8 protein-coding genes are annotated in these 14,389 nt (G+C 61.7%); 3 read left to right on the top strand and 5 right to left on the bottom strand.

Going from position 1 to position 14,389, the window contains the following annotated elements:
• Window positions 1-85 precede the first annotated feature (85 nt).
• Window positions 86-2,614 (top strand): sulfite reductase flavoprotein subunit alpha, encoded by a 2,529-nt coding sequence (locus D8U73_RS27125; protein ID WP_130906250.1) that lies wholly within the window; start codon window positions 86-88, stop codon window positions 2,612-2,614.
• Between the two features lie 147 nt (window positions 2,615-2,761).
• On the opposite strand, the gene D8U73_RS27120 is transcribed toward D8U73_RS27125, so the two are convergent.
• The 4 genes from D8U73_RS27120 to ptsP form a co-directional block, all read right to left on the bottom strand.
• Window positions 2,762-4,303 (bottom strand): alkaline phosphatase D family protein, encoded by a 1,542-nt coding sequence (locus tag D8U73_RS27120; RefSeq protein WP_130906249.1) that lies wholly within the window; start codon window positions 4,301-4,303, stop codon window positions 2,762-2,764.
• Between the two features lie 167 nt (window positions 4,304-4,470).
• The gene (locus D8U73_RS27115; RefSeq protein WP_130906248.1) at window positions 4,471-6,222 is read right to left on the bottom strand and encodes a PTS fructose-like transporter subunit IIB; all 1,752 of its coding nucleotides are present in this window, start codon (window positions 6,220-6,222) and stop codon (window positions 4,471-4,473) included.
• Between the two features lie 11 nt (window positions 6,223-6,233).
• A complete protein-coding gene (gene pfkB / locus D8U73_RS27110) occupies window positions 6,234-7,175 on the bottom strand; it encodes a 1-phosphofructokinase (protein ID WP_056854980.1) in 942 nt (313 codons plus the stop codon).
• Window positions 7,175-10,036, bottom strand: coding sequence for a phosphoenolpyruvate--protein phosphotransferase (ptsP, locus tag D8U73_RS27105; protein ID WP_056854979.1), 2,862 nt, complete (start codon window positions 10,034-10,036; stop codon window positions 7,175-7,177). The genes pfkB and ptsP overlap by 1 nt, the downstream gene beginning before the upstream one ends.
• Before the next feature lie 291 nt (window positions 10,037-10,327).
• On the opposite strand from ptsP, the gene cra reads away from it, so the two are divergent.
• Both cra and D8U73_RS27095 read left to right on the top strand, forming a co-directional pair.
• Window positions 10,328-11,323, top strand: a complete 996-nt coding sequence (gene cra / locus D8U73_RS27100) for a catabolite repressor/activator (protein WP_130906247.1) — start codon at window positions 10,328-10,330, stop codon at window positions 11,321-11,323.
• A 3-nt stretch (window positions 11,324-11,326) separates the two neighbouring features.
• Window positions 11,327-12,103 (top strand): TatD family hydrolase, encoded by a 777-nt coding sequence (locus tag D8U73_RS27095; RefSeq protein WP_130906246.1) that lies wholly within the window; start codon window positions 11,327-11,329, stop codon window positions 12,101-12,103.
• 136 nt (window positions 12,104-12,239) lie between these two features.
• On the opposite strand, the gene D8U73_RS27090 is transcribed toward D8U73_RS27095, so the two are convergent.
• Window positions 12,240-14,270 (bottom strand): methyl-accepting chemotaxis protein, encoded by a 2,031-nt coding sequence (locus D8U73_RS27090; protein ID WP_130906245.1) that lies wholly within the window; start codon window positions 14,268-14,270, stop codon window positions 12,240-12,242.
• Between the last annotated feature and the right edge of the window lie 119 nt (window positions 14,271-14,389).

Below are 14,389 nucleotides of genomic sequence, written 5' to 3'. Positions count from 1 at the left end.
TTTGTGTGTAAAAGGAATGTTTCTCGACAACCCACGGCATAATGCGCGCCGTGATGACAACTTTTGAACGAACAAGGCGAGCGACGTGTTGAAGAAAACCCTGTTCCAGTTGCACTGGTTTTTTGGCATCAGCGCCGGACTGGTCCTGGCCCTGATGGGCATCACCGGGGCGACGGTATCGTTTCAGGACGAGATCCTGTATGCGTTGAATCCATCTGTGTTGCAGGTGCAGAAACAGGTCGCCGGTGTGCTGCCGCCCGCTGAATTGGTGGAGAAGATCGAAGCGGCCACGAACCTGAAAATCGCGATGCTCTCGGTCGACATCGACAACGACGTCGCCGCAAAAGCCTTCTTCACCCCGGCACCGGGTGAGCGCCGCGGCCCCATGCGTTTCTTTGATCCGTACACCGGCGAATTGCTGGGCGACGCCACTGGCCAGCAGTTCTTCGGCCTGATGCTGCAACTGCACCGTTTTCTCGCCATGGGCGATACCGGTCGGCAAATCACCGGCGCCTGTACCTTGATCCTGGTGTTCTTCTGCCTGTCCGGCCTCTATCTGCGCTGGCCGCGCCAGTGGAAAAGCTGGCGCGCGTGGCTGACTCTCGACTGGAAGAAAAAAGGTCGCAGCTTCAACTGGGACCTGCACTCGATCGCCGGCACCTGGTGCCTGGTGTTTTATCTCCTGGCAGCGCTGACCGGGCTGTCCTGGTCCTACGAGTGGTACAACAAGGGTCTGAACAAATTGCTCTCCGACTCACCGCAGAACGAACGCGTTCGTGGTGGTCGCGGCCCGGCACCAAAAGGCCCGGCGCCGACAGCCGATTACTCGGCCATGTGGAGCAGCATCTACAGCGCGGCCGGTCCCGGCCTGAGTTTCTATAACACCCGCATGCCACCGGTGGCCGGACAACCGGCGACCGTTTTCTATTTGCTCAAGGATTCGCCCCACGACCGCGCGCTGAACCAGATCACCCTCGATCCGCTCACCGGCGTCATCAAGCGGCACGAGCGCTACAGCGACAAGAGCTTCAAGGCACAGTTGCTGACCAGCATCTATGCGCTGCATGTCGGCAGTTTCTTTGGCATTGGCGGACGGATCATCCTGACGATCACCGCGCTGACCATGCCGCTGTTCTTCATCACGGGCTGGATGTTGTACCTCGATCGTCGACGCAAGAAACGCCAGATCAAGGACGCACGCAAAGGGCTGGCCCAATCAGCCAGCGATGTGCCAGCGTGGCTGATCGGCTTCGCCAGTCAGAGCGGCTTCGCCGAGCAACTGGCGTGGCAGACTGCCGGCCAATTGCAGGCCGCCGGCCTGCCGGTCAAGGTCCAGCCGTTGGCGGATGTCAGCGAGCAGGATCTGCGTGAATCGAGCAACGCTTTGTTCGTGGTCAGCACTTTCGGCGACGGCGAAGCACCCGATAGCGCCCGGGGGTTTGAACGCAAGTTACTGGGCCGCAGCTTGAGCCTGGAAAGCCTGAACTATGCGGTACTCGGCCTCGGTGACCGCAAGTATCAACACTTCTGTGGATTCGCCCGACGCCTGCACAGCTGGCTCGGCGAACATGGCGGCAAGACCCTGTTCGCCCCCGTGGAAGTCGACAGTGGCGACCCTTACGCCTTGCGTCACTGGCAGCAACAACTGGGCCAGTTGACCGGTCAGGCGCCGGTGGACACCTGGCAAGCGCCGAGCTACGACAACTGGACCCTGACCCGCCGCGAACAAATCAACCCGGACAGCAGCGGTTCGCCCGTCTATTTGCTGGGCCTCACCGCACCCACCACCAGCAGTTGGCTGGCTGGCGATCTGGTGGAAGTGTTGCCGCGCAACTGCCCTTGGGCGATCGAACATTTCCTTGATGGCCTGGGCATTGATGGACGGGCAACGATTGAACTCGACGGTTTGTCGCAACCGCTGGAGCAAGCCCTTGCCAGCCGCCAACTGCCAGAAAACCGCAGCCATCTGGTCGGCCTGCACGCGCAAGCGCTGGTAGCCGCTCTGGTGCCGTTGGCCAAGCGCGAATACTCCATTGCCTCGATTGCCGCCGACGGCATTCTGGAGTTGATCGTTCGCCAGGAACTGCATGCCGATGGCAGCCTCGGTGTCGGCTCCGGTTGGCTCACTGAACACGCGCCTGTAGGCAGCAGCATCAGTCTGCGGGTGCGCCGCAACAGCGGCTTCCATCTCCCGAACGAACCCGTGCCCATGATTCTGATCGGCAACGGCACCGGTCTGGCCGGCTTGCGCAGCTTGCTCAAGGCGCGGATTGCCGATGGCCAGCAACGCCAGTGGCTGTTGTTCGGCGAGCGCCATCGGCAACACGATTACCTGTGCCGCGATGAGCTGGAAGAGTGGTTGATTTCCGGAGATCTCCAGCGCCTGGACCTGGCGTTCTCGCGGGATCAGGCCGAAAAGATCTACGTGCAGGATCGCCTGCGCGAATCGGCCGGCGAATTGAAGAAATGGCTGGCGGACGGCGCGGTGATCTACATCTGCGGCAGCTTGCAGGGCATGGCCTCCGGGGTCGATCAAGTGCTCAATGATGTGCTCGGTGCTGTCGAAGTCGAGCGCCTGATCGAACAAGGCCGCTACCGCCGCGACGTGTACTGACAACTGCGCACCTGCCCCTGTCGTTGATCGTTCCCACGCTCTGCGTGGGAATGCGGCCCTGGGACGCTCTGCGTCCCAAAAGCCGAACGCAGAGCGTCCGTAGAGGCGTTTCCACGCAGAGCGTGGGAACGATACTCCATCAGCGGGTCACACCGGCTGCAACGTCTGTTCAAAGACGGAAACCCCATCCAGATCCCGTAACACCACGCTCAACGCCCCGCTTTGCCCTTCGATATTCACCTCACCGAAAAACTGAAACCCGGCAAACGGTGAAATGTTCTGCGCGGGCGGTGCTTTCTGGAACACCACTTGCGGGCCGAAGGTTTTATCCAGCGGATTAGGCCCGTAGCTCCCGGCATTCAGGGGACCTGCGACGAACTCCCAAAACGCTTCGAAATCCTGGAACGCGGCGCGGTCCGGGTGGTAGTGATGCGCGGCGCAATAATGCACATCCGCTGTCAGGAACAGGAAGTTGCGCACCTGCTGCGCCCGCAGGAACCCCAGCAGCTCGGCAATTTCCAGCTCGCGGCCCTGGGCCGGTCCCGGATCACCATTGGCCACCGCCTCCCAGCGCTCGACACCGGGGCTGACCTCGCCATCGGGCACGCCGAGGCCGATGGGCATGTCGGCAGCGATGACTTTCCATTGTGCCTTCGAAGCTTTCAACGATGCTTTCAACCAGTCCAGTTGTTCACGACCGAGGAAGGGTTTGGCGCCACCCAGGTTGTCGTCATTGGCCTCGCGGTAACTGCGCATGTCGAGCACAAACACATCGAGCAATGGTCCGTAACTGAGCTGGCGATAGATCCGTCCGCCACCATCGGCGCTCTGCAAACGCATCGGTGCATATTCGAGCCAGGCCTGACGCGCGCGACCCACCAGCCTGTGGATATCTTGGCTCTTGTAGCGCTCATCCAGTTGCTTGCCCGGCGACCAGTTATTCACTACTTCATGGTCGTCCCACTGCCAGATTTGCGGCACTTCGGCGTTGAAACGACGGATGTTTTCATCCATCAGGTTGTAGCGGTAATTGCCGCGGTAGTCGTCGAGGGTTTCGGCGACTTTGCTCTTGGCTTCGGTGGTGAGGTTGCGCCACACGCGACCGCTTTCGGTGGTGAGCTGGGCGGGTACGGGGCCGTCGGCGTAGATGGTGTCGCCGCTTTGGATAAAAAAGTCCGGCAGGCGCAAACGCATGGCTTCGTAGATGCGCATGCCGCCGATGTCCGGGTTGATGCCGAAGCCCTGACCGACGGTGTCGCCGCTCCAGACGAACCGAATGTCGCGGCGAGTTTGCGGCACGCTGCGCAAGTGGCCGAACCACGGTTCGCTGGCGACGCCGCTCTGGGCATCTTCAAACTGTACGCGATAGAAAATCGCCTGGTCGGCGGGCAACCCGGTCAACTCGACACGGGCGGTGAAATCGGAGCGGGCATCGGCCAATGCCGAGACGAAACGCCGAGGGTTGGGGAACAGACTGCGGGTGTCCCATTCCACCACCATTCGAGCCGGGCGGTCGCTGCGGCTCCAGATAATCGCCCGGTCTCCCAACAGGTCGCCGGACTGCACGCCGTCGGTGAGTTGTGGTCGATCCTTGACCGAAGCGATGACCGCCGGCGCCAGCCCCGGCAACAACAGTCCGGCGCCGACCGCTTGCATCACACGACGACGGCCAAGGTTGAAATCGCTCATGGTGTTCTCCCTGGAAAAGGAAAAACTTAAGCACGTGTCCGTGACGCTGATGTGAAACCGCGATCCTTGTAGGAGCCGAGCTTGCTCGCGATGGCGGTGTTTCATTCACCTCGATGTTGAATGTCAGTCCGTCATCGCGAGCAAGCTCGGCGCCTACAGGTTCCGCCTCAGGCCTTGGCCGGCTCCAGCGCCAACTCAACCGTCTCCGGGCGCTTGACCAGCGCATACACCACCGCCGTCAGCAAACTCCCGGCGACAATCGCCAGCAGATACAGCAACGCATGATTGATCGCATTCGGAATCAGCATCACGAACAACCCACCGTGGGGCGCCATCAGTTTGCAGCCGAAATACATCGACAACGCACCGGTCAGCGCACCACCGGCAATGCTCGCCGGAATCACTCGCAACGGATCTTTCGCAGCAAACGGAATCGCCCCTTCGGAGATGAAGCACAACCCCAGCACCAACGCCGCTTTACCGGCCTCGCGTTCGGTCTGGGCGAATTTGCGTCGGGCGATGAACGTGGCAATCCCCAGGCCAATCGGCGGCACCATGCCGGCGGCCATGGTCGCGGCCATCGGTGCATAACTCTGCGACGCCAGCAGTCCCACCGAAAATGCATAAGCGGCTTTGTTGATCGGTCCGCCGAGGTCGACGCACATCATCGCGCCCAGCAGCACGCCGAGGAGAATCGCGTTGGTGGTGCCCATGCTGTCGAGAAAATGCGTAAGCCCGGCAAGCATCCCCGCCACCGGTTTACCGACCACATAGATCATCACCAGACCGGTAAACAAACTGGCGAGCAGCGGAATGATCAGAATCGGTTTCAACGCCTCGAGGCTTTGCGGTAAACGCGCGTAGCGGTTGATCGCCTGCGCCGCGTAACCGGCGATAAAACCGGCGATGATCCCGCCAATGAATCCAGCGCCCAGGGTGCTTGCCAACAGTCCACCGATCATCCCCGGCGCCAGGCCCGGCCGGTCAGCAATCGAGTAGGCGATGTAGCCCGCCAGCAACGGCACCATCAGCTTGAACGCCGTGTCGCCGCCAATTTGCATCAGCGCCGCCGCCAGCGTGCCCTCTTCCTTGAACGCAGTGATGCCGAACACGAAGGACAAGGCGATCATCAAGCCGCCCGCTACCACCATCGGCAGCATGAACGAGACGCCGGTCAACAGGTGCTTGTAAACGCCGGTCTTGTCTTTTTTGGCCGCGGCGCTGGCACCCGTCGCTGCGCTTTCCTGGGTGCCTTCGGCGAGGGCCTTGTTCAATGTCGCTTCGGCTTGCTTGAGCGCAATGCCGGTGCCGCAGCGGTAGATTTTCTTGCCGGCGAAACGCTCGGTGGCCACTTCGATGTCTGCTGCCAGCAACACCACGTCGGCATCGGCGATGGCCTGCGCACTCAGCGGGTTGCGCGCACCGACCGAGCCCTGGGTTTCCACTTGCAGGTCGTAGCCCAAGCGCTTGGCCGCTTGCTGCAATGCTTCGGCGGCCATGAAGGTATGCGCGACACCGGTCGGACACGCGGTGACCGCGACCAGGCGCGGCGCATTTTTTGCGGCCCCCGCCGGTTCCACGACGGCTTCAGCGACGGCTTCAGGCGCTGTGTAAACCTGAGCTTCTTCAGCCCCGCGGCGCAACACTGATTCCACATCCTGAAGGGCCTGGGCCGGGGTGCTCTGGTAGATGCGCTTGCCCACGAATCGCGACATGTCCACCGGCGCACTGGTGACCAGCAACACCCATTCGGCCGCATCGAGTGTGGCCGCCGACAGTTGCCGCTCGGGGTGCGCCGCATCGCTGATCTCGACGCTGGTGCTCCAACCCTGGCGCTGGGCTGCTGCGTCCAGCAAACGGGCGCACAGCACACTGGTGACCATGCCGTTCGGGCAGGCAGTAACAATGGCTAACTTCATGACCAACCCTCTTATTGTTCTGTCAGGGGACGCACGCGCACACCCTGTTCGAGCTGCGCCAGGCGCGCCGCATCGCTGATACCGAAACCGATCTGGGTAACCGCCATCGCGGCAATTGCCGTGGCCGTTCGCAAGGTTTGCTCAGGCGTATCGGCACTGACCAATCCGTGCAGCATGCCGGCCAGCAAGGAATCACCAGCGCCCACGGTGCTGGCGACACTGACCTTGGGTGGCGTGGCATGCAGCGCCGAACCGACACTGAACCAGTTCACGCCGTCGGCACCGTGGGAAATCACCACATGCTCGATACCCAGGGCGTGCAAACGGTTCGCCGCTTCTGCCTGGGCCAGAACCGAAACCGCTTCGCTACCCAGCACCTCTGCCAACTCTTCGCTGTTGGGCTTGATCAGCCACGGGCCGGCCGTGAGCGCGGCGCGCAATGCTTCGCCGCTGGTGTCGAGGGCGACTTTCAAACCGAGGTTTTTCAAGCGCACGATCAGCGCCTGCAACCACTGCGGGCTGACACCCTGTGGCAGACTGCCCGCGACGACGACGGCGTCATGCCCCGGCGCAATCTGGTCAAGCCGATCAAGCAAATCCTGTTGCGCCGCCGCGCTGACCATCGGTCCCGGACCATTGAGGTCGGTGATGCGCCCGTCGCTTTCCGCCAGTTTGATATTGCTGCGGGTCTCGCCGGGAACACGGATGAATGCATCGACAAAACCGCGCTTGGCAAACAGGGTTTCGAACGCTTGCAGATTGTCTTCACCGAGAAAACCACTGACCGTCAGCTGATGGCCCAAGTCCGCCAGCACCTGTGCCACGTTCACCCCTTTACCGGCGGCGTGGCTGTGCAGGGCGTCGCTGCGATTGACCTGACCGGGCTCCAGGCGCGACAACTCGACGGTGAGGTCGAGCGCCGGGTTGAGGGTCAGGGTAAGAATCCGGGCCATTACAGGGCCTCCACTAGTGCGCGCACTTCATTGGCGCTGCCCACGGCGAGCGCCTCTCGGGCAAGAATTTGAGTCTGGCTGAGGCTGAGTTCGCGAATCCGCGCCTTGACCTCGGCAATGCTGCGACCACCGACGCTGAGCTCATCCACACCCAGACCGACCAGCACCGGCACCGCCAGCGGATCGGCCGCCAACTCACCGCAGACACCGACCCACTTGCCATGGGCATGGGCCGCTCGAACGGTGATATCGATCAGTTGCAGCACCGCCGGATGCAAGCCATCGGCCTGGGCGGAAAGCGTCGGATGACCCCGGTCGATGGCCAGGGTGTATTGCGTCAGGTCGTTGGTGCCGACACTGAAGAAATCGACCTCTTTGGCCAGCACCGGCGCCAACAACGCCGCCGACGGCACTTCGATCATGATCCCCAGTTGCAGGTCCGCCACCGGGATTTCCAGGCGCAGGCGTTCGGTCATGTCTCGCGCCTGACGCCACTCATCGACACTGCCGACCATCGGGAACATGATCCGCAACGGACGGTTGTCGGCGGCGCGCAACAAGGCGCGCAACTGCGCTTCCATCACCTGCGGACGCTGCAGGGTCAGGCGAATGCCGCGCACGCCGAGGAACGGGTTTTCTTCCTTGGCAATCGGCCAATAAGGCAGCGGTTTGTCACCGCCGACATCCAGCGTACGCACCACCAGCGGCCGCCCGGCGAGGCCATCGAGGACACGGCGGTATTCGGCTTCCTGCGTCGCCTCGTCCGGCGCTTGCGGGTGGGCCATGAAAATCAGTTCGGTGCGCAACAGGCCAATGCCTTCGGCGCCCTGCTCCACCGCGCCGGTCACACCGGCGCTCTCACCAATGTTGGCAAACACCTCCACCGCATGCCCGTCGGTCGTCAACGCCGGTTGATGGCGTTGTTCGGCGGCAGCCTTCAGACGTTGCTCACGGGTATCACGCTCTTCAGTTGCGCGCTGCAAAGTGGCCACATCGGCATCCACGTGCAGGCGACCGCGCTGACCATCGAGCAACAACGGCGTGCCGGGCGCCAGCAGCAGCACTGCAGGGCCGGCGCCGACCAGTGCCGGAATACCCAGGGCCCGGGCGACAATGGCGCTGTGCGCGGTGGCGCCGCCACGGGCGGTAAGAATGCCGGCCACACGGGCCGGATCGAGACGCGCCACATCGGAAGGGCCGACTTCGTCCATCACCAGAATGTACGGTTGATCCGGCTCGTGCGGGGTTTCGATTCCGCACAGTTGCGCCAACACGCGCCGGCCAATGTCGCGCAGATCGGCGGCGCGCTCGGCGAGCAACGCGTCGTGCAAGGCTTCCTGCTGCCGGGCCGCAGCTTCGATTACCGACATCCACGCCGCTTCGGCGCTTTCGCCCTGCTTGAGGCGGGTGTCGACTTCATCGGTCAACTCAGGGTCGTCGAGCATTTCCTGGTGGGTGATGAAAATCTCGCGAATGGCCTTGGCCTTGCTGCGCTCGATCAAGCCCTGAATGTCCTGGCGTACCGCGGCCAGTGCTTGCTTGAGACGCTCGCGCTCGGTCGCCGCGGATTCACCGCGCAGCGGGTATTCGATGGTTTGCAGCACTTGAATATGCGCCGGGCCGATGGCGATTCCCGGCGCAGCGGCGATAGCCTGCACCAAACTCCCGGAGGTTGGCGCCAGCAGTACTTGCGTCACTTCAGCGATTTCTTCGCGCGGCTGGCTCACCGGTGGCAGCGGCTCGACTTCCTCACCCAGGCCTTCTTCGATGGCAGCCAATAGCGCGGGCAAGGCATCGGCGGCAATACTGGGCTCGGCGATGATTTCCAGCACCTGACCGCGACGGGCGCCGAGGCTGAGCAATTTGCTCAGACTCTTGACCGATACCGCGCTGTCCTGACCATCGACGATGCGGATGCGAATCTCGCCTTCAAAACTTTTTGCCAATTGCGCGAGAATCTTCGCCGGGCGCGCATGCAATCCGTGGGCGTTCGCCAGCGCAATGCGCGCACTCGGCCAATCGGCAGGCAGTTCACCACCGAGCACTTCCAGCACCGCACGGCAGCTGGTGGCGCGCCCCAATTCATGGCCTCGACCTTCTATCAGCAAGGCGCACAGACGTTCGAGCAACGCCTGATGGGCCTCGCCCAGACTGGCCAGGCAAAACAGTCCGTTAAGCGGTTGGCCGAGGTAACGCAGCGGTTTGTCCGGGGTGACGAAGGCCAGTCCCGGACGCTTCACCGTTTGTTCGCTGTGCAGCCACCACAGGCCATCACCCAGCGGCAGAGCTTCGACCTGCTGCAACACTGCCGAGAAACCGTTGCTCACGCAGTCGGCCTGGCGCAGCAAGCGCGCGCCGCGCCAAACCAGCTCTTCGAAATCTTCAGCGGCAACGCCCAGGCCAATCATCTGTGCATCCAGCGCCAGCTCCTGCGGCGCGCCTTGCAGCAGCTTGAGCAAGGCTTCGGCAGAGCTGGCGCGACGCAAGGCCTGTCCCAGATCGGTCTCGCCGAGGGCCCGGGTCAGCAGCTGCAACAGGCGCAGGTGTTCGTCGGATTTGGCAGCGATGCCAATGGCCAGGTAAACGGTCTGGCCGTCGCCCCAATCAACGCCGTCGGGGAACTGCATCAGCCGCACGCCCGTGGTGTATACCTGATCGCGGGTTTGCGGCGTACCGTGGGGAATGGCAATACCTTGACCGAGAAAGGTCGAGCCCTGGGCTTCACGGGCCTGCAGACCGGCCAGGTAACCGTCGGCAACCAGGCCATCGGCGACCAGATGTCCGGCCAGTAATTGCAACGCTGCGGCCTTATCCACAGCCGACTGGCCCATGGAAATCTGCTCTATGGTGAGCTCGAGCATGCTTTCTCCTTTTTGGCACCTTGGGTGCCAGGTATTGTTTTGAATGATTCAGCTTAGGCTTTTGTCTTGAAACAATCTTTGGCGGTTTCGCGGCAGCACCTGCCAAAGCGTATTTAATCCAGAAAATACGCCTGCTGAAACGTTTAATCTAGAATGATTGGCACGTTACTCGATTCTGTTGCGTCGTTGAAGCCCAACTTGTCGGATGCGTTGTGACGATGGTCGACTGCCCGAATCGGGTACGATTGGCGAAAATGTCGAGGCAAGCTCGAGAAAACAAGGAATTGCGGGTTGAAACTCAGTGATATAGCTCAGTTGGCCGGTGTGTCCGTCACCACCGCCAGCTACGTCATCAATGGCAAAGCCGAACAGCAACGCATCAGCAGCGCTACCGTCGAGCGCGTACGCGCGGTGGTCGAATTGCACGGCTTCACACCCAATCCCCAGGCTGCCGGCCTGCGCAGCCGGCACACCCGCACGCTGGGCTTTATTTTGCCGGATCTGGAAAACCCCAGTTACGCGCGAATCGCCAAACTGCTGGAACAGGGCGCGAGGGCTCGCGGCTATCAGCTGCTGATCGCCAGTTCCGACGATGCACCGGACAGCGAACGGCAATTGCTGCAACTGTTCCGCGCCCGGCGCTGTGACGCGTTGATCGTTGCCAGTTGCCTGCCCCCCGGCGACGACAGCTACCGGCAATTACAGGCCAAGGGCCTGCCGATCATCGCCATCGACCGGGTCATGGAGCCCGAGCATTTCTGCTCGGTGATCAGTGACGACCGTGAAGCCAGCCTGCACCTGACGCAAAGCCTGCTCGACCCGCTGCCCAAACAGATTGCCTTGATCGGCGCCCGTCCCGAGCTGAGCATCAGCCAGGAGCGCGCCGCCGGTTTCAAAGAGGCGTTGACCGGTTACAACGGTGAAATGCTGATCGAGCACGGCGAGTCGTTCAGCCGCGAATGCGGTAAACAGTTGATGGAAGAATTACTTCAGCGTGTCGGGCATCTTCCCGAAGCGCTGGTGACCACTTCTTACGTACTGCTGCAAGGCGTGTTCGATGCCTTGCACGACTTCCCGTTGAAAAACCGCCCACTGCGCCTCGGCACTTTCGGCGATACCCAATTGCTGGACTTTTTGCCGTTGCCGGTCAACGCCATGGCCCAGCAACATCAGTTGATCGCCGACAAAGCCCTGGCCCTGGCCCTGGCAGCCATCGAGCAATCCGATTACCAACCCGGCGTGCAGGCCATTGCCCGGACGTTCAAACAACGTATTCGTCAGGACTGAGCCATGGACCTGATCGACACCCACACACACCTGGACTTTCCCGACTTCGACGCGGATCGTCAGGCACTGATGGCCGAAAGCCGCGCCCTCGGGGTCAGGGAAATGGTGGTGCTGGGGGTTTGTCAGGGCAACTGGCAGCGGGCCTGGGAGCTGGTGCAAGACGATCCCGACCTGCATGCCGCGTTCGGCTTGCACCCGGTGTACCTGGACGATCATCGGCCTGAACACCTGACGCAACTCGGCGACTGGCTGACCCGCCTTGCCGGGCATCGGCAGCTGTGTGCTGTGGGTGAAATCGGCCTGGACTACTACATCGAAACCCTCGATCGCCAGCGTCAGCAAGCGTTGTTCGAGGCGCAACTGCGACTGGCGGTGGACTTCAATCTGCCGGCGCTGATTCATGTGCGGCGCAGTCACGCGGCGGTGATTGCCACACTGAAACGCTTCAAGTCGAAACGTGCCGGGATCATCCACGCCTTCGCCGGCAGTCAGGAAGAAGCCCGCGAGTACATCAAGCTCGGCTTCAAGCTGGGCCTGGGCGGTGCCGCGACCTGGCCGCAAGCGCTGCGCATGCACCGCGTGCTGGCAAAATTGCCGCTCGAATCGGTGGTGCTGGAAACCGACTCACCGGACATGGCGCCCGCGATGTTTCCCGGTCAACGCAACAGCCCGGCGCATTTGCCGGCAATCTGTGCCGCACTGGCCGACATCATGGCCATCAGCCCCGAACAACTGGCTGCCGCCAGCACCGCCAATGCCCGTGAGTTGTTCGGCTGGTAAACACATTGAGCAGATCGTTCCCACGCTCTGCGTGGGAATGCAGCCCGGGACGCTCCGCGCCCCATCCAGAGCCGAACGCGGAGCGTCCGATGAGGCATTCCCACGCAGAGCGTGGGAACGATCATGCGATGCGGATTTAAACGCGAAATGCGCTGATCAACTGTTTGAGCTCAACCACCTGCGCCGACAACGCGCGGCTGGCGTCCTCGGTCTGGTGCGCACCCTCAGCGGTGCGCTCGCCGGCGCGGTTGATCTCAACGATGTTCTGGTCGATGTCGTGGGCCACAGCGGTCTGCTGCTCCACGGCGGCGGCGATCTGCTGGTTCTGGTCGACGATCATGCCGACCGCACCGAGGATATTTTCCAGTGCGAGCTGGACCTTTTCTGACTGCCCCACGGTGCCGTTCGCCATCTCATGGCTGACCCCCATCGCCTTGACCGCCGCACCGACACCGCCGTGCAACTTGGCGATCATCTGCTCGATTTCCTCAGTCGATTGCTGGGTGCGTTTGGCCAGGGTCCGGACTTCGTCAGCCACTACGGCAAACCCGCGCCCCTGCTCACCGGCCCGTGCCGCTTCGATCGCAGCGTTCAGCGCCAGCAGGTTGGTCTGCTCGGCAATGCTCTTGATCACTTCCAGCACGCGACTGATGGATTGGCTGTCACTGGCCAGTTGATTGATCACCAACACCGACTGATCAATCTCGCTGGCCAGTGCCGCGATGCTGCCTTGCTGGGACTGCACCAGGCCGCGCCCGCTGATGGTTTCATCGTTGACGCTGTGGGCGCTGCTGACCGCTGCCGCCGCACTGCGCGCCACTTCCAGGGAAGTGGCGGACATTTGGTTCATCGCCGTGGCGACCTGCTCGATCTGGGTGCGCTGCCCGGCCACCGCCTGGTTGCTTTGCGCCGAAACATTTTCCACTTGCCCGGCTTGACGCTCGACCTCGCTGACGGTCTGCCCGACGCGCTCGATCAGGTCATGGATTTTCTTCACCGTGCCGTTGAACACCTCGCCCAACTCTCCCAGCTCGTCGCGGCTGTTGGCACTGAACGTCACTGTCATGTCGCCGGCCGCCACCTTGTCCATGACCCCACCCAGACGCTTGAGTGTGGTTCGGGTAGACGCGTAGAAACCGCCGTAGAGATAGAAGATCAGGACAAACACCACCGACAGCGCCACGGCCTGCAGGATCATGTGTGTGCGGTTCTGGTCCAGACGCTGCTGCAACTGGTTGCCGAGAAACTTCAGGGTGGCTTCATTGAGTTGGTAGGTCGAATCCATCAAGCCAGTGACCTGGTCGTAGAAGGCCTGCCATGGCGTATCGAGTGTATCGGCCATCACCACCTTTTCTTCGAACAGCTCGCTGGCTTTTTTCAACGAGGCTCTGCTGCTGTCTGCCTGAGCAGCCAGGGTCTGCGCCGCGGCCTTGCTGGAGTTTGTCGCGTCCTGCAACTTCAAGCCGTACTCGGCCTGGAGTTTTTCGATCTGCCCCAACAGGTCATCGAATCGGTTGCTCGATGCCGAGTTGAGAAAACCTTGCCCCAGCGAGGCCGCGCCCATCGCACGGCCGTCTCCCAGAATCTGGGTGATGCGCGGAGTGACGTTGGTCACCAGTTCGCTGAGTTGGCGCATGTCGCTTTGATTGTCGAGGCTCAGACCGGCCTGACTGGCAATGAGTTGGCTGAAAAGCTGGGCATTACCCACCAGCTTGCCCGCCAGGGCACTTTTGCTTTGCAGGGATGTTTCCGTTTGCTGTGCCTTGAACGCAGCGACCATCTCATCGCGTTTGCCGTCGAACACCGCAATGTGCTCCGGATCGCTGCTCATTGCCGTCAACCCTTGCAGGCGCGTCAGCACGCTTTTTTCCAGGCTGCTGATTTGCGCCTCGATATTCCCGGCCCTGCCGGACTGGCCGAGGGCAAAATTGATCTGCACCAGGTTGTTCAAGGTTTCCAGATCGCGTCGTAGCGTCAGGCTACTGCCCAACAGGTCGAGGCTTTGCAGTTCGATCCGGGTGCCCTGGAATTCGCGATAGGAATCGCGTACCAGATAGAAATTGGTGACTAACATTGGCACCAGGAACAGGACGCTGATCAGGCTGAACTTCATGCCGAAGCTCAGGCGATTCATTAGCGCGACGGCGGGATAGAGCAAGCTCTTCACTGGAAGTCTCCCTTGGATTTCTTATTTTTATTGGCAGGCGCAGCGAGGCAGCAGATAGCCACTATTGAGCGCTATCCCTGTATAGCTTAAATCGGCAGGAAGTTTTGTAACTTAAGGTT

The sequence above is a fragment of the Pseudomonas sp. Sample_22 genome (assembly GCF_004307635.1).
Taxonomy (GTDB): domain Bacteria; phylum Pseudomonadota; class Gammaproteobacteria; order Pseudomonadales; family Pseudomonadaceae; genus Aquipseudomonas.
This window is presented reverse-complemented; position numbering and strand designations above follow the sequence as displayed.

What these genes read in the sequence shown, in the direction of transcription:
- D8U73_RS27120 (WP_130906249.1), bottom strand. Translation starts at nt 4,303, where the DNA reads ATGAGCGATTTCAACCTTGGCCGTCGTCGTGTGATGCAAGCGGTCGGC.
- D8U73_RS27115 (WP_130906248.1), bottom strand. Translation starts at nt 6,222, where the DNA reads ATGAAGTTAGCCATTGTTACTGCCTGCCCGAACGGCATGGTCACCAGT.
- pfkB (WP_056854980.1), bottom strand. Translation starts at nt 7,175, where the DNA reads ATGGCCCGGATTCTTACCCTGACCCTCAACCCGGCGCTCGACCTCACC.
- ptsP (WP_056854979.1), bottom strand. Translation starts at nt 10,036, where the DNA reads ATGCTCGAGCTCACCATAGAGCAGATTTCCATGGGCCAGTCGGCTGTG.
- D8U73_RS27095 (WP_130906246.1), top strand. Translation starts at nt 11,327, where the DNA reads ATGGACCTGATCGACACCCACACACACCTGGACTTTCCCGACTTCGAC.